This is a genomic window from Afifella sp. YEN Y35 (genome assembly GCF_047553465.1).
Lineage (GTDB): Bacteria > Pseudomonadota > Alphaproteobacteria > Rhizobiales > Afifellaceae > Afifella > Afifella aestuarii.
Genome location: NZ_CP180203.1, coordinates 3,936,077 through 3,951,341 on the forward strand (window position 1 = coordinate 3,936,077; position 15,265 = coordinate 3,951,341).

Below are 15,265 nucleotides of genomic sequence, written 5' to 3' on the forward strand. Positions count from 1 at the left end.
CGTCAGCTTAAGATTCAATCCGCCAATGGTCGCAGGCCGCAATCACTCAGGAATATTGATCCAGTCATTCAGCGGCAGTAAAAGGCTTATTGCGGCGGGACATAGAAATACAAAACGCTCCAGGGGGATATGACCTTCCTTCCAAAGAGCCGGCAGGCGTCAGCGGCTCCCGCATTCTATGGAGCAGGGCGGGTGCGGGCCGGCTTCACCGCGACATTTCATATATTGGGATACTGCACAGTTTTTCGTGCCGGAATTGTCTCAAGGCGAGCTAACGAGTCAGTTGCACGACCGTGGCGGCATCTCGGTCGCGGCGCGGGGGCTGCGCCATGCTGACGAAGATCGTCTCCGACGTGGCGTCTGCGACCCCGTTGCGCGCGCGGCTGACGGAGCGGTTGCGCGAGGCCATCGCCTCGGGCGAGCTCCCGCCGGGAACGCCTTTGCGCGAGCGCCATCTCTGCCAGGCCCTCGGCATCAGCCGGACGTCGCTGCGCGAAGCGCTGCGCGCCCTCGAGAGCGAGGGGCTTGCCGTCTCGGTGCCGCACAAGGGCGCGATCGTGGCGCCCTGCGGCAAAAAAGAAGCTGACGACATCTACGCCACCCGGGCGGTCCTCGAAGGGCTGGTCGCCGCGCAATTCGCTGACAAGGCGAGCAAAAAGAGCCGCGCCGAACTCCGCCACATCGCCGATGAGCTGGCCGAGATCGAGCCGCCGCTCGACGGGCCCGGCTTCTTCGAAATCGCCGGCCGCTTCGGTGCGACCATCATGGAGGGGGCGGGCAATCGGCTCGCCGCCAGCGCGCTCAGTTCAATCTATCTGCGGCAGCGGCAATTGCGCGCCGCCGGCGTCGGCGGCGAACGCTATATGGAAGAATGTCTGAGGGGGATGCGGGAAATCGCGTCCGCGATCGACCGGCACGATGCGATTGCCGCGGAGGCCGCCTGCCACCGCCATTGCGCCAACCTCCTGAAGATCGCCCTTTCCTGCCTTGCGGAGAAGAGTGGCAGCCGCTCCGCCTCGGCCGGAAAGGCGCGGAGGCTCTCCGCTGGGGCATGCGACGACGCGCCAGACGGTGACGATGCAGGCCGAGAAAACCTGCCTGCCGATCATTCCGATGTGGATGAAATCGCCTGAGCTCTGATGCCGCAGGCGAGGGAAGGTCCGCGGCTCAGGTGGAGCTGGTGCGGTGCATGCCTTCTTTGGCCGGCTGATAGCGCGGGTTGAGGGTCGAGGCGCGGGCGAAGGAGTTGAACGCCTTCTTGCGGTCGCCGAGGGCTTCCAAAGCCAGACCCTGATTCGTCCAGGCGATGTAGGAATTGCGATCGCGCTTCACGGCTTCATCGAAATCGTCGAGTGCCGTCTTGAAATCGCCGATGGCCATGTAGCTCTGGCCGCGGCCATTGAAGGGCTCGGAGGCCAGCGGCGAGAGGCCGATCGCCTTGGTGAAGGATTCGATCGCGGCCGTATGGTTGCCCGACGCCTGGTAGGCGAGGCCCTGATTGTGGAAGGCCTGCGGATCCGTGGGATCGAGGCGCACGGCCGAGCTGTAATCCGACAGAGCTTCGTTGAGGCGGCCCTGCTGGCGATAGATCGTCCCGCGCCCGACATAGGCCGTGGCGTAGTTCGGGTCGGCCTGGATCGCCCGGCTGTAATCGTTGAACGCCTCCTGGGTATCCCCGCGCAGGCGGTGGATGAGGCCCCGATTGGCATAGGCCGGCGCAAAATTCGGGTCGAGCTGCAAAGCGGTGTTGAAGTCATCCAACGCCCGCTTGTATTCGCCCGCCTTGCCGTACGCTGCGCCGCGCACATTGTAAGCCGCCGGATCGCGCGGATTGCGCTCGATGACCGAAGTCAGCGATCCGATATTGGCTTCCGACCCCGTATCGGGATCGACCGAGATGTTCGACAGCCCGTTATTGCCGAGCGACTGACAGCCGGCCACAGCCAGTGCAAGAGCACCGGCGGCCAGCCAAGAACGCAAAGAGGATGCTTTCGCCATAGAAGCGGTGTTCCTCAAGTCGCGAGCCCAATGCGAATAAGGGCGGATGTGTCGAGGGAAGCTTACCGGCCGCGCCGCTTGCCAGGGATGAGGCCTTCGCGCTGCGCCCGCTTGCGGGCCAGTTTGCGCGCCCGGCGGATCGCCTCGGCCTTCTCGCGCGCCTTCTTCTCAGACGGCTTTTCGTAGAAGTTACGCAGCTTCATTTCACGGAAGATGCCTTCACGCTGCATCTTCTTCTTCAGCGCTTTCAGCGCCTGATCGACATTGTTGTCTCTGACGACGACTTGCACGTTGATCCCGTTCCTTTCGTCTCTTTCACTTGCCACAGAAACCCGCGGCGGAAGTATCGGGCAGGTGGCAGACCGCGTCCGCCGCCGCATACGCCCAAAGAATAACAGTTGGAGTGCCCGCTGCCGCCGTACGACCGGGCGGAGGCGATATAGCCCTATTCGCCTGGCTTGTCCACAGCAGCTCCTGTTTCCCCAGGAGAGTGCGTCACTTTCGGCGAAGCCCCCGCCGGCAGCCGGTCGGGCTCTTTGGTCCGAGGCCCATCACTCCCATTCGCAGAACCGGCAGCGGCTGCCTCGGGTTCCATTTTTCTTTGCGGGGCTGGGTCTTGAGGGGCTTGGGCGCCCTGGCGGCCTGTGGCGCCGGGTCCTGAGCTGGCGGCGGCGGGTTGCGGCGTCGGCACGCCCGGCCATGAGGCGACCCTGGCGTCGGCTTCCTTGCGGATACCGGAGGGAAGACCCATCAGCCAGCCTTCCATGAACGGCTCCTTGAGGCCGTGGGAGCGGGCGATGAGATACCAGCGCGCGGCTTCGACCTCGTCCTTGTCGACGCCGAGCCCGTCCTTCAGGAGCTTGGCGTAGCGCAATTCGCCCACCGGATTGTCGGCAAGAGCGGCCTGGCGAAACCATTGCGCGGCCGTCTTTTCGTCTTTTCTCAGACCTTCGCCGTTGAACAGCATGATGGCGTATTCGATCTGCGAGGCGATATGGCCGTTGCGGGCCGCCGTCGCATACCAGCGGGCGGCTTCGGCGGGATTGGCAACGACGCCGACGCCCTCGCGGTAAAGGCCGGCCAAGGCGTATTGCGCATCGCTGTCGCCGGCGCGCGCGGCATTGCGCAAATGCGCAGCGGCGAGCATGGCGTTCTTCTCGACGCCCTTGCCCTGCAAGAGGAGATAGGCGAGTTCGCGCTCGGCGACCGGCTGCCCGAGATCGGCCGCGCGCTGAAAATAGGTGGCCGCTTTGGCGTCGTCCTGCTCGACACCGCGGCCGTCGAGATAAAGCCGGCCGAGCGCGTAGAGCGCTTCGCGGTCGCCGGCCTTGGCGGCGAGCTCGTACCAGCCTGCCGCTTCCTTGTAGTCCGTCTTGACGCCGAGACCGCGGGACAGGAGTTCGCCGAGAAGGGTCTGGGCCGCCGTTCTGCCGGCTTCCGCCTGCTGCAGGGCGATCGCAAAGGCGGTCAGAAAATGCCCGCGCTGGAACGCGCCATAGGCACGATCGACGTTGCTGTCCGGGACGAGGCCGGCATCCTTCAGAGACTGGTCGATGCGGTTTTCGAGCTGCCGGCTGTCGATCTCTTCCGACGGAATCGAGGCGCCGAGGCCATCGACCGTCGGGGTTCCGGGCGCTTTCGGGGGAATGGGCGAGGGCAGCGTTGCTTTGGGGCTTCCAGGGGCCTGCCCGCCGGCCGCATCGGGCGGTGTCAGAGGCGTGCCGCTTTGGGCGAACGCAGACGATGCAAAACCCGTCGAGAGGAGCGTCGCGGCAACGACAAGGGCAGGGGCAGAGAGAGGCTTCATGCCGCCACCGGCCGCTGCAGGATGATCTCGGAGACGCGCCGCATGGCTTCCGCCGGGCCGTCCGGCGCTTCCCAGACGGCGCGGCGGAGGGCCACGAATTCGGCCCCCGTCGCCACGGCCTCCGGCAGGGTCTCAAGGCTCGCGCCGGCCATGATGACGGCCGGAACCTCCATCATGCTCGCCCACCATTCGGCAAGAGCGAGTGCCTTCGGATGCGGCGCGTCGTGGCTGTCGCCGTCGGGTTCGCCGAAGAAGAGATAATCGATGTCAAGTTCGCCAGCGAGCATGGCGATGTCGCGCGTCTTAAGCTTGCCCGCGCCGACGATGCGCTGCGGGCGAAAGCTCTCCGCGGCGATGACGAGGTTCTGGTGACCGTTGGCGATATGCACGCCGTCGGCGCCGACATGGCCCGCGGCACGGGTGAAATTCTCAAGGAGCGCTGCAGCGCCGGCTGCCTGGATCACGGGGACGAGGCGGCGGGCGCGTGCCTCCGTCTCGATCTCGCTCGGCGAGGCGGTGATGAGGACGGCCGCCACGGGCGCGGCGGCAAGGGCGGTTTCGAGCGCCTCGACATCCTTCGTCTCGTCCCCGGAGGATGGCGCGATCAAAAAGATCTGCGGGGGGAGGGCTTCGTCTTGCGCCGGCCGGGGCGTCATCTGATCGGCATCGGTTTTCTGGGTCATCGTCCTGGCACATAAACGAAAGGAGGCGTCTCCGCCTCCTCAACGTCGCAAATTCGGCGATTGTTTGAGAGAGGCCTCAGGCGGCCTTCTTCTCCTCCGTTTCGCTCCACCGGCCCGTCGCCGCAAGCGAATTCATGCGCGCACGGTGGTTGAAGGCGCGCTGACCGGCGGCCTCGTTCTCCATCTTGCCGCCCCAGGCGTTGAGAGCTGCCGTCTGCAGGGCGCGGCCATAGGAATAGGTGAGCTTCCAGGGAAGCTGGCCCATGGCGTTCATGGCGGAGAGATGTGCCGTCGCCTGTTCGTCCGACTGACCGCCGGAGAGGAAGGCGATGCCCGGAACGGCCGGCGGCACGCAGGATTTGAGGCAACGCAGCGTCTTCTCCGCGACCTCTTCGACGCTCGCCTTCTGGCCGGAATGGTCGCCCGGGACGATCATGTTCGGCTTCAAGATCATGCCTTCCAGCATGACATTGGCGTCGTAGAGCTCGGTGAAGACCGTCTTCAAGGTCCACTCCGTGACCTCGTAGCAGCGGTCGATGTCGTGCTTGGCGCGCTCGCCATCCATCAGCACCTCCGGCTCGACGATCGGGACGATGCCGTTTTCCTGGCAGAGCGCCGCATAGCGGGCGAGCGCATGGGCGTTCGCCTTGACGCAGTTCCAGGACGGCAGCGGGCCGTCGATGGTGATGACGGCGCGCCATTTGGCGAAACGCGCGCCGAGTTCGTAATATTCCTTGAGGCGGCCGCGCAGACCCGTGAGGCCTTCCGTGACCTTCTCGCCCGGCGAGAGCGCCATGTCCTTGGCGCCCTGATCGACCTTGATGCCGGGCACCGCGCCCGCATCCTGAATGATTTTGGAAAACGGCGTGCCGTCGCGCGCCGCCTGGCGAAGAGTTTCGTCGAAGAGAATGACGCCGGAAATGTAGTCCTTCATCGCGTCGGCGCGGAACAGCATTTCGCGGTAGTCGCGGCGCGATTCCTCCGTCGAGGTGAGGCTGATCGTATCGAAGCGCTTCTTGATGGTGCCGGTGCTTTCGTCGGCCGCAAGGATGCCCTTGCCTTCCGCCACCATCTTGTTGGCGATGTCTTCGAGGCGTTCCGTCATTCAATCCTCCGTTCCAAGTGCCCGCAGGATGCAGGCCGGTGTGGCCAATGTTGGGCCGATCAGGCCTTCTTCAAGGCCGTGACGCCCGGCAGTTCCTTGCCTTCCATCCATTCCAGGAAGGCTCCGCCGGCGGTCGAAACGTAGGAAAAATCGTCCGCGACACCCGCCTGATGCAGGGCGGAGACGGTGTCGCCGCCGCCGGCGACCGAGATGAGCGAACCGGCCTTGGTGGCCTCCGCCGCATGGCGGGCGCAGGCGACCGTCGCCTTGTCGAACGGCTTCGTCTCGAAAGCGCCGAGCGGGCCGTTCCAGACGAGGGTTTCGGCCTTGTCGATCCATTCGTTGACGGCGGCGATGCTCTCAGGGCCGACGTCGAGGATCATGCCGTCCTCGGGCACCTTGTCGAGGGGAAGCGTTTCGCAGGCCGCGTTCTCCTTGAATTCCTTGGCGACCACGACGTCCTGCGGCAGCACGATGGCGCAGGCCGAAGAGGCCGCCTCCGTCATGATGCGGCGGGCAGTTTCGGCGAGATCCGCCTCGCACAGCGACTTGCCGATGGCTACGCCCTTGGCATGCAAAAACGTATTCGCCATGCCGCCGCCGATGACGAGCGCGTCCACCTTCTTCACGAGATTGGCGAGAAGGTCGATCTTGGTGGACACCTTGGCGCCGCCGACGATGGCGAGGACGGGACGCTTCGGCCGGCCGAGCGCCTTCTCGAGAGCCTCCAGCTCCTCCTGCATGGCACGGCCCGCATAGGCCGGCATGTGGTGGGCGAGGCCCTCGGTGGAGGCGTGGGCGCGGTGCGCGGCCGAAAAGGCGTCATTGACGTAGATGTCGCCGTTCTTGGCGAGCTCGGCGGTGAAGTCCGCGTCGTTCTTTTCCTCGCCCGCATAGAAGCGGGTGTTCTCCAGAAGCACGATGCCGCCATTGCCGAGGCTGTCGATGGCGTGGGCCGCCTTGTCGCCGACGCAATCTTCGCAGAATTCCACGGGCTTGCCGATCACCTCGGCCACATCGCCGGCGATCTGGCCGAGCGACATCTCCGGCACGGGCTTGCCTTTCGGGCGGCCGAAATGGGCGAGGAGGGCAACGCGCGCGCCCTTGTCGGAGAGCTCGCGAATGGTGCCCGCCACCCGCTCGATGCGGGTGCGGTCGGTGACGCGCCCGTCGTGCACCGGCACGTTCAGATCGACACGCAGCAGAACGCGCTTGCCGGTGATGTCACCCGCATCGTCAAGTGTGCGGAAACTGGCCATGAATTCTCCCCCATCACATGAATATTCGCCCGGGAACATACAGGCAGAACGGGCGAAGGCAAGCGGTGCTCAAGCTTCCTCGGCGGGGGCCGCGCGCGTGGGACGCGCCTCCTTCTGCAGGCTGTCGAGATGGGCTTTTGTGCGCGGCTTTTCTTCGTCTTTGCCGCGGCGGAAGGGGGTGGTGAGCCAGTGCCAGATGCCGCCCACGCTCAATATGGTCACGATGCTTTCGGAGGGTTTCGGCGGGTCGAGGGACACGCCGACAGAGGTGATGCGGCCCTTCGGATCGGCGTCGCGGACGATGAGTTCGATATCGCCGAGAACGACGCGGTCGCCATATTCCGGGGTGCCGCTGACACGCGCCGCGATGAGTTCCGCGATCGTCCAATCGGCCTCTTCGGCGGCAAGCTCCAGCTCATAGGCCTCGGCCAATTCGCGCGCCGGACGCTGCGGATCGACGGTGAAATCCCCGAAGAATTCGACGTCCTGCGGGTCGAGCTCGGCGCGGCTTGCGAAAAGCCGGTCGAGAAGATGCGGAAAGGCGCCGGGAATGACGATGTAGACGTAATCGCCCGGTTGGAGGCGTCCTGCATCCTGGAAGGAGAGCGAGCGGCCGCTGCGCAGCACGAGCGAGGGCCGAGCCCAGCGCGGAATGCGCTCGCCGCGCGCCACCGGGCTGTCGGCGATGACGCGGTAGGTCAGGAGCTCGTGATGGCGTGTGCCGGGAAGGTCGAGCGTGACCTTCTCCAGCGGGCCGAGCCGCGGCGGCAGAACGAGACCGAGGCGGCGCGCGACCGTGCCGACCGTCCAGCCCTGCACGATGAGCGAGACGAGCACGATGATGAAGGCGAAGTTGAAGAGGGCGCGGCCGTTCGGGATCTCCGAGATGAGGGGCGTGATCGCGAGCAGAATGGAAACGGCGCCGCGCAGGCCGACCCAGGAGACGAATGCCGTCTCCGCACGCGGAAAGCGAAAGGGGATGAGACACAGTGCGACGGCAAGGGGACGGCCGATGAAGATCAGAAAGAGCCCGATGGCGATCGCGTCGCCGACGATGATCGGAAATTGCGACGGCGTGGCGAAAAGCCCGAGGACCAGGAACATGATGATCTGGGCAAGCCAGGTCATGCCATCCTGAAAGCGCAGGAGGCTTGCGGCCGCGCGCAGCCGTGCATTGCCGGCGATCAGCCCGGCGATATAGACGGCGAGGAAGCCGGAGCCGCCGATCGCGCCGGCGGCCGCGAAGACCATCAGCGACAGCGCCAGAACGAAGATCGGCATCAGGCCGCGGTCGAGGTCGAGCTTTTCGACGAGCCACAGGATGAGCCGCCCGCCGACGAGGCCGCCGGCGACGCCGAGCCCCATTTGCACGAGAAAGCCGGTGAGGACGTCGCCCGCGAGCTGTTGCGGCTTGATCGCCTCGCCGGTGGCGAGAACCGAGACGAGCGTCAGTGTGAGGAAGATGGCGATCGGGTCGTTGGAGCCGGATTCGACTTCGAGCGTCGAGCGCACGCGGTCGCGGATCGAGATGTTGCCGACGCGCAGCAGAAAGAAGACCGCCGCCGCATCGGTGGAGGCGACGATGGAGCCGAGAAGGAAGGATTCGAGCCAGGAAAAGTCGGTGAGGTAATGCGTGCACAGCCCGACGAGGCCTGCGGTCAGAACGACGCCGAAAGTGGCGAGCGACAAGGCCGGCAGCGCTGCCTGCTTGAAGGCGGCAAGGGGCGTTCGAAAACCTGAATCGAACAAGACGACGGCGAGCGCGAGTGACCCGACGAAGTAGGCGACAGGTGCATTGTCGAAATCGAGGCCGAGCCCGTCGGTGCCGGCGGCGAGGCCGATCAGGAGAAAGACGAGCAGGAGGGGTGCGCCGAAGCGGAAAGCGATGAGGCTCGAAAAAGCCGCGACCAGCACGAGCGCCGTGCCGATCAGAACAACGAGATAAATGCCCTGCTCGTAGATGCTGCCCTCCCTGCCATTGCGCGCCGTGAACCGATACGGCCGATGCACCCCATCCCTTGTTGCGGCAGGGTGTGGCAAAGGCAAGGCCTTGTGGTGTTCACTCTTTACGAAATGTCGACAGGAATTCGTCGGAACAAGGTCGGGTAGTCGCGCACAAGACCGTCCTCATCGACGGGAAGCTCGGCCGTGAAGGAGCGATCTGCGGCTTCGTAGCGATAGAGAGATCCCTGCTCAAGGCAGGTGTAGATCTGATGGTCGGGGACGGGCCTGAACGTGTCGAAGGGTACGTAGACCATGGTGAGCTCGCCGGAGCATGCACCTTCGGCGAGCTTCAGACGGCGGATCGGCAGGGTGTTGGTGAAGGCGGAGCCGGCGAGATCGACGTCGATGGCACCGTCGAGATGGTCGAGCGGACGTCCGCCGGCTTCGTGCCAATGGCCCTGACGATCGGAACGGATGTCGATGCTGCGGCCGGAGGTTGCGGCAAGGATCAGGGAGCGCGTGCGCCAGGCGTCGTCGCAGCTGAGGCGGTAGAAGACGCCGTAGGGGCTTCCGCCGAGCTCGCCGATAATGGTGCCGCGGATCAGAAATCCGGTCGGGGCCGGCCCCAGGCTGACATGCTCGAGGCCGATCCCTTGTTCGGGTCGCCAGCGCGCGGCGCGCGCCGGCAGAGAGCGGAAGCCGCCCATCGCAAAGTTTGGCTCAGATGGTCTTCGCCATGGCAACCGCGGTGTCGTTCATGCGGTTGGAGAAGCCCCATTCGTTGTCGTACCAGGACATGACCCGGCACAGCGAGCCTTCCATGACCTTCGTCTGATCCATGTGGAAGACGGAGGAATGGCTGTCATGGTTGAAGTCGGAGGAGACGAGCTTCTCGTCCGTGTAGCCGAGGATGCCCTTGAGGTCGCCTTCGGCGGCGGTGCGGATCGCTTCCTGGATCTCTTCGACCGAGGTGGAGCGCGACGGCACGAACTTGAAGTCGACGACCGAGACGTTCGGGGTCGGCACGCGGATCGCGACGCCGTCGAGCTTGCCGTTGAGCTCCGGCAGGACGAGACCGACGGCCTTCGCCGCACCCGTCGAGGTCGGGATCATCGAGAGCGCCGCGGCGCGGGCCCGGTAGAGATCCTTGTGCAGCGTGTCGAGCGTCGGCTGATCACCCGTGTAGGAGTGGATCGTCGTCATGAAGCCCTTGTCGATGCCGATGGCATTGTTGAGCACATAGGCGACCGGGGCGAGGCAGTTCGTCGTGCACGAGGCGTTGGAGACGACGACGTGGTCGGAGGTGAGCTTGTCGTCGTTGACGCCGTAGACGACCGTCAGATCGGCGCCGGAAGAGGGCGCGGAGACGAGGACACGCTTGGCGCCGCCCTCAAGATGCAGGGCTGCCTTGTCGCGGGCGGTGAAGATGCCGGTGCATTCCATGACGATGTCGACGCCGAGCTCGCCATGCGGGAGCTTCGTCGGATCGCGCTCGGCCGTGACTTTGATCGGGCCGCGGCCGACGTCGATCGTGTCGCCGGAGACTTTTACTTCGCCCGGGAAGCGGCCATGGACGCTGTCGTAGCGCATCAGATGGGCGTTGGTTTCGACCGGGCCAAGGTCGTTGATGGCCACGACCTCGACGTCGGTGCGGCCAGATTCGATGATGGAGCGCAGAACATTGCGCCCGATGCGGCCAAATCCGTTGATGGCAACCTTAACCATTTGCGTCTCCTAGTCCGTCTCTTTTGGTTCAAGCCGGGCAATTGCCTTCTCGCAGATCGCCTCGGCCGTAATCCCGAAATGCCGATATAGCTCCTGATAGGGTCCGCTCGCGCCGAAGCCCGTCATGCCGACGAAAAGGCCGTGTTCCCCGATGATCGCGTCCCATCCCTGGCGAATGGCGGCCTCGACGCCGATGCGCAAGGGGGCGGTCCCGATTATTTCCTGACGATAGACATCGCTTTGCTGCGCGAAGAGATCGAAGGAGGGGATCGAGACGACACGGGCGGGATGGCCCCGCTCGTCAAGCAGATCCTTGGCCGCGACGGCGATCGCCACTTCCGAACCTGTGGCGAAAAGGCTCACCTCGGCGTCACCGCTGCAATCTGCGATGACATAGGCGCCGCGGCGGCAGAGATTGTCTTCCTCATACTCACCGCGCAAGGGCGTAAGGTCCTGTCGCGTCAAAACGATGACGCTCGGCCCGGTCGAGGCGGTGAGCGCAAGCTGCCAGCATTCGGCCGTCTCCACGGCATCGGCCGGGCGCAGAACCGTGAGGTTCGGGATCGCCCGCAGCGCCGCCAGATGTTCGACCGGCTGATGGGTGGGGCCATCTTCGCCGAGACCGATGGAATCGTGCGTCATGACGAAGATGACGCGCTGACGCATCAAGGCGGCGAGGCGGATGGCCGGCCGGCAGTAATCGGAGAAGGTCAGGAAGGTCCCGGAGAAGGGGATCAGCCCCTTGTGCAGCGCCATGCCGTTCATGGCCGCGGCCATGCCGTGCTCGCGGATACCCCAATGAATGAAGCGGCCGGAGTACTCGCCGGGCGCCACCGCCTTCATCTCGCTGGTGCGGGTGTTGTTGGAGCCGGTCAGATCGCCCGAACCGCCGATCATTTCGGGAACGACGGGGGCGATGCATTCCAGCACGGCTTGCGAGGCCTTGCGGCTTGCGAGCGTCGGCGGCTCGGCGGAATATTCCCGCTTCAGCTCGGCGATGGCACGATCGAGGCGCGGCGGAAGGTCGCCGGCCATGGTGCGGGCGAACTCGCCGCGCAATTCCGCGTCGAGCCCTTCAAAGCGCTCCTGCCAGGCCTTGCGGCGCGGGCGCGCCCTGAGGCCGGCGATGCGCCAGGCATCGAGGATGTCGGCGGGGATGTGGAAGGGCTCATAGGGCCAGTCGAGGCGCTCGCGCGCCTCCTGCACTTCCTTCTCGCCGAGCGGGCTGCCATGGGCCGACGATTTGCCGGCCTTGTTGGGAGCGCCGAAGCCGATGGTGGTGCGTGCCGCAATCAGGGTCGGGCGATCCGATTGCCGCGCATCCGTCAGCGCCCGGTCGATCTGCTCGGGGTCGTGGCCGTCGATGCGCACCGCATTCCAGCCAGAAGCCTCCACCCGTGCCACCTGATTGGTGGAATCCGACAGCGAGATATCGCCGTCGATGGTGATGTGGTTGTCGTCGAAGATGACGATCAGGCGGCTGAGCTTCAGATGGCCGGCGAGTGCGATGGCTTCCTGGCTGATGCCTTCCATGAGGTCGCCATCGGAGCACAGGACGTAGGTGTAATGATCGACGACGCCGTCGCCGAAGCGGGCATTCAGCATGCGCTCGGCGAGGGCCATGCCGACGGCATTGGCGATGCCCTGACCGAGCGGGCCGGTGGTCGTCTCGATGCCCGGCGCCTCGCCGACTTCCGGATGCCCGGCCGTCTTGGAGCCGAGCTGGCGGAAGTTCTTCAGCTCCTCGATCGTCATCTCGTCGTAGCCGAGAAGATAGAGGAGCGAATAAAGCAGCATCGATCCGTGCCCGGCCGACAACACGAAACGGTCGCGGTCGGGCCAGTTCGGATCGGTGGGATCGAACTTCAAATGTCGGGTAAACAGGACGGTGGCAATGTCGGCCGCACCCATTGGCAGGCCGGGATGCCCCGATTTTGCAGCCTCCACCGCGTCCATGGCGAGCGCCCGGATCGCATTGGCCATGGATGCGTGCTTTTCGGCCTCTGGCATGGAAAACTTCCGAGATGGTGCCGGACATCAGGCCGTTCAGGCGCTGACCCGCGCTTCTTATCGTCCGGCGGGCGTCGCGAGACATACACGGCTCTCAATGCGAGTCAACGTCACAGCCATGAAGCAGCTGCGTAGCAAGCATCTTGGGCAGTTGACTGCTCTTTCAAGCGCTGCATAACCTCTTCGCCCCAATCCGTTGATTTTTGACGGCTCGGGGGTGAACCTTTGGCTCAAAGACGTGCATAGTGTGCTGCCATGGATCCTGCTTCCCCAGCCAATTCGACGCCCGGCCATGCGCCGAGCCGTTTCGCGCAAGCGACAGAGCTTCTCGAGAAAGCTCTGAGCGAGCTCGAGCTTGCGGTGGAACGCAGCGAATCGCGCGGCGGCCATCACGAAACGCTCGTGCAGCAGCTTCACGATTCCGAACAGGACAGGGCGCGGCTCGCCGAAGCCCTGGATGCGGCCGGAGACCGCTCGTCCAAGCTGGAACGGGCCAATCACGACGTGGGCCAGCGTCTCGACCGCGCCATCGCTCAGCTGAAATCGGCTCTCGGAGAGGATTTCTGACATCATGGCGACCGTAACGGTCAGCATCGGCGGGCGGCGTTTCCGGCTCGCATGCGAGGACGGCGAGGAAGAGCACGTCATGGAGCTCGGCGAGCGGTTGGATCAGACCGTCACCGAGTTGCGCGCCAATGTCGGCGAGATCGGCGATCAGCGCCTGACCGTCATGGCGGCGATGCTGATGACCGACCGTCTGAGTGAGGCGGAAGGCCGCATCGCCGGGCTTGAAGGCGAAATCTCCGAGCTGCGCGAAAGCCGCAACGAGGCCCTCGATCGCTTCGAGGCGCTGGAGAGCCAGGCAAGCGACGCGATGGAGCGGGCCGGCCGGCGCATTGCGCGGCTCGCACGGGCGCTGCGCGGCGGCTCTGCGAGCAACGGCTCGTCCGGCTCTGAAGAGGAGTGACGTGGCGCAGGCGAGCCTGACGCGGCGCGTTCCGGCGTGATCCAAGATCCGTTCTTTTATCTGGTGGCGGTTCCGGCCGTCATCATGATCGGGCTTTCCAAGGGTGGGATCGGGGGTGCCGGGGCGATGCTCGGTGTGCCGCTCGTCACGCTTGCCATCGATCCGGTGCGCGCGGCGGCGATCCTCTTGCCGATCCTCGTCGCCATGGATCTCGTCAGCCTCTATGCTTGGCGCGGGGTCTATCAGACGAAGAGCCTCGCCATTCTGCTGCCGGGCGCCGCCCTTGGTGTCGGCATCGGCTGGGTGCTCGCGGGCTCGATCGGCGAAGAGGAAATCCGCCTCATCGTCGGCGGGATCGGGCTCGTCTTCTCTCTCGATCATTATCTCGGGCACTATTTCGGCGGCGAGGCGAAGCGGGCGCCGCGCCCGCATCAGCCCGCGAAGGGGATGATCTGGGGCTCTGTGGCGGGGTTCACGAGCTTCGTCGCGCATGCCGGCGGGCCGCCATTTCAGATGTATATGCTGCCGCTCCGGCTGCCGCCGCCGATCTATGCGGGCACGTCGGTGATCTTCTTTGCGGTCGTCAACGCGCTCAAGCTGTTGCCGTATTTCATGCTCGGACAGTTGTCGGCGGCGAACCTCGAAACCTCGCTTGTTCTGATGCCGCTGGTGCCGGTCGCGACCCTGACCGGGGTCTGGCTGGTCAAGGTGGTTTCGCCGAAGTTTTTCTATGCGCTGAGTTATGCGCTCGTGCTTCTGGTCTCCCTCAAGCTCATCTTCGATGCCGGCATGGCGCTGATGGTCTGAGAGGGCGTCCCGGACGGGCGATCTCAGAACAGCGCGTCGGCGAAGAGTTTTACGGTGATGATGGTGAGGATCGCCAGGATGAGGCGGTCGAAGCTGCCGGGCTTCATGTCGCGGCCGAGCCATTGGCCGAGGCGCATGCCGAGAAACACCGGCACGAGGGCTGCGATGCTGAGCAGGAGACGCTGCCAGGTGAGGATGCCGGCGAGGGCGAGCGATGGCAGCTGTGCGACGGCAAAACTCGTGAAAAGAACGGAGACCGCGAAGACGAATTTCGGACGCTCCAGACGCAGGGCGTTCATGAAGGTGACGCTGACCGGGGCGGAGATGCCGGTCGCGCCTTGCAGGGTTCCGGCGAGGAAGCCGATGGCCGGGGCGACCTGTGTGGCGCGGGCCATTGCGAGCTTCACCTGAGGGTGCAGGAGGCGGAGCGCGATATAGGCGAGCATGACGAGCGCGAGCCCGAGCGAGAGGAAGCGGGCAGGCAGGCTCGTCAGGAGAAACGTGCCCGCGGCAATGCCGATCAGGCTCATCACCACAAGCCGCGGGAGAAAGGGCAGGTCGGCGCTGTGCGCGCGGAACCTCCAGACCTGCGAAAGGTTAGCCGTCAGGATCGGGATGGTCAGGATGGCGATCGCGTAAGGAACGTCGAGAAAAGCCGCGATGCCCGGTATCGCCACGAGCGGCAGTCCCATGCCGGCAACACCTTTGATGGTGCCGCCCGCAGCGAGACAGAAGAAGATGATAAGAAGTTCGTTCAACGTGGGTCGCTCTTGGTGAGTTGTCTCTGGCCTGTCGAATAGGCCGAAGGCGTCGGCGCTGTCGCCCCACTTGTCTCACGGGCGGCCGGCATGGCGGAAAATCTTGGAAGTGTTGCCGACCGGGATATGGTCTGACAAAATGGAGCGAGCTTAGCGGTTTTTTCATCCTCCCGTCCGATCGTTAGCATGAGAGCGTCCGACA

15 protein-coding genes are annotated in these 15,265 nt (G+C 65.0%); 4 read left to right on the forward strand and 11 right to left on the reverse strand.

Going from position 1 to position 15,265, the window contains the following annotated elements; translation table 11 throughout:
- The first annotated feature begins 329 nt into the window (after nucleotides 1-329).
- Nucleotides 330-1,133 carry a GntR family transcriptional regulator gene (locus ACK8CP_RS18700; protein ID WP_234629085.1) on the forward strand — a complete coding sequence of 268 codons (804 nt, stop codon included), beginning with the start codon at nucleotides 330-332 and terminating at the stop codon, nucleotides 1,131-1,133.
- A 34-nt stretch (nucleotides 1,134-1,167) separates the two neighbouring features.
- On the opposite strand, the gene ACK8CP_RS18705 is transcribed toward ACK8CP_RS18700, so the two are convergent.
- The 10 genes from ACK8CP_RS18705 to tkt form a co-directional block, all read right to left on the reverse strand.
- On the reverse strand, nucleotides 1,168-1,998 hold the full coding sequence (locus tag ACK8CP_RS18705) for a tetratricopeptide repeat protein (RefSeq protein WP_128290957.1): 831 nt from the start codon (nucleotides 1,996-1,998) through the stop codon (nucleotides 1,168-1,170).
- Nucleotides 1,999-2,060: 62 nt separating this feature from the next.
- Nucleotides 2,061-2,345 (reverse strand): 30S ribosomal protein S21, encoded by a 285-nt coding sequence (rpsU, locus tag ACK8CP_RS18710; protein WP_370642386.1) that lies wholly within the window; start codon nucleotides 2,343-2,345, stop codon nucleotides 2,061-2,063.
- A gap of 98 nt (nucleotides 2,346-2,443) precedes the next feature.
- The gene (locus ACK8CP_RS18715; RefSeq protein WP_414832814.1) at nucleotides 2,444-3,805 is read right to left on the reverse strand and encodes a tetratricopeptide repeat protein; all 1,362 of its coding nucleotides are present in this window, start codon (nucleotides 3,803-3,805) and stop codon (nucleotides 2,444-2,446) included.
- Nucleotides 3,802-4,488 (reverse strand): thiamine phosphate synthase, encoded by a 687-nt coding sequence (locus ACK8CP_RS18720; RefSeq protein ID WP_414832815.1) that lies wholly within the window; start codon nucleotides 4,486-4,488, stop codon nucleotides 3,802-3,804. The genes ACK8CP_RS18715 and ACK8CP_RS18720 overlap by 4 nt, the downstream gene beginning before the upstream one ends.
- 76 nt (nucleotides 4,489-4,564) lie before the next feature.
- Nucleotides 4,565-5,593, reverse strand: coding sequence for a class I fructose-bisphosphate aldolase (locus tag ACK8CP_RS18725; protein ID WP_261215082.1), 1,029 nt, complete (start codon nucleotides 5,591-5,593; stop codon nucleotides 4,565-4,567).
- Between the two features lie 59 nt (nucleotides 5,594-5,652).
- Complete coding sequence (locus tag ACK8CP_RS18730) at nucleotides 5,653-6,852, reverse strand: phosphoglycerate kinase (RefSeq protein ID WP_414832816.1); 1,200 nt, start codon at nucleotides 6,850-6,852, stop codon at nucleotides 5,653-5,655.
- 69 nt (nucleotides 6,853-6,921) lie between these two features.
- A complete protein-coding gene (locus ACK8CP_RS18735; protein ID WP_414832817.1) occupies nucleotides 6,922-8,862 on the reverse strand; it encodes a potassium/proton antiporter in 1,941 nt (646 codons plus the stop codon).
- A gap of 56 nt (nucleotides 8,863-8,918) precedes the next feature.
- A complete protein-coding gene (locus ACK8CP_RS18740; RefSeq protein WP_414832818.1) occupies nucleotides 8,919-9,503 on the reverse strand; it encodes a putative glycolipid-binding domain-containing protein in 585 nt (194 codons plus the stop codon).
- A gap of 13 nt (nucleotides 9,504-9,516) precedes the next feature.
- A complete protein-coding gene (gene gap / locus ACK8CP_RS18745) occupies nucleotides 9,517-10,521 on the reverse strand; it encodes a type I glyceraldehyde-3-phosphate dehydrogenase (protein WP_234629077.1) in 1,005 nt (334 codons plus the stop codon).
- A 9-nt stretch (nucleotides 10,522-10,530) separates the two neighbouring features.
- Nucleotides 10,531-12,531 carry a transketolase gene (gene tkt / locus ACK8CP_RS18750; RefSeq protein WP_414832819.1) on the reverse strand — a complete coding sequence of 667 codons (2,001 nt, stop codon included), beginning with the start codon at nucleotides 12,529-12,531 and terminating at the stop codon, nucleotides 10,531-10,533.
- A gap of 255 nt (nucleotides 12,532-12,786) precedes the next feature.
- Here tkt and ACK8CP_RS18755 point away from each other — a divergent pair, with 255 nt between their 5' ends.
- Genes ACK8CP_RS18755 through ACK8CP_RS18765 form a run of 3 tightly spaced genes read left to right on the forward strand, consistent with a single transcriptional unit; the run spans nucleotide 12,787 to nucleotide 14,305 of the window.
- Nucleotides 12,787-13,098 carry a DUF4164 family protein gene (locus tag ACK8CP_RS18755; RefSeq protein WP_128290965.1) on the forward strand — a complete coding sequence of 104 codons (312 nt, stop codon included), beginning with the start codon at nucleotides 12,787-12,789 and terminating at the stop codon, nucleotides 13,096-13,098.
- Between the two features lie 4 nt (nucleotides 13,099-13,102).
- Nucleotides 13,103-13,498, forward strand: a complete 396-nt coding sequence (locus ACK8CP_RS18760; RefSeq protein ID WP_261215077.1) for a cell division protein ZapA — start codon at nucleotides 13,103-13,105, stop codon at nucleotides 13,496-13,498.
- Between the two features lie 36 nt (nucleotides 13,499-13,534).
- Nucleotides 13,535-14,305 carry a sulfite exporter TauE/SafE family protein gene (locus ACK8CP_RS18765; RefSeq protein WP_414832820.1) on the forward strand — a complete coding sequence of 257 codons (771 nt, stop codon included), beginning with the start codon at nucleotides 13,535-13,537 and terminating at the stop codon, nucleotides 14,303-14,305.
- Between the two features lie 23 nt (nucleotides 14,306-14,328).
- Here ACK8CP_RS18765 and ACK8CP_RS18770 read toward each other — a convergent pair whose 3' ends face one another.
- Nucleotides 14,329-15,063 (reverse strand): sulfite exporter TauE/SafE family protein, encoded by a 735-nt coding sequence (locus tag ACK8CP_RS18770; protein WP_234629073.1) that lies wholly within the window; start codon nucleotides 15,061-15,063, stop codon nucleotides 14,329-14,331.
- Nucleotides 15,064-15,265: the final 202 nt, after the last annotated feature.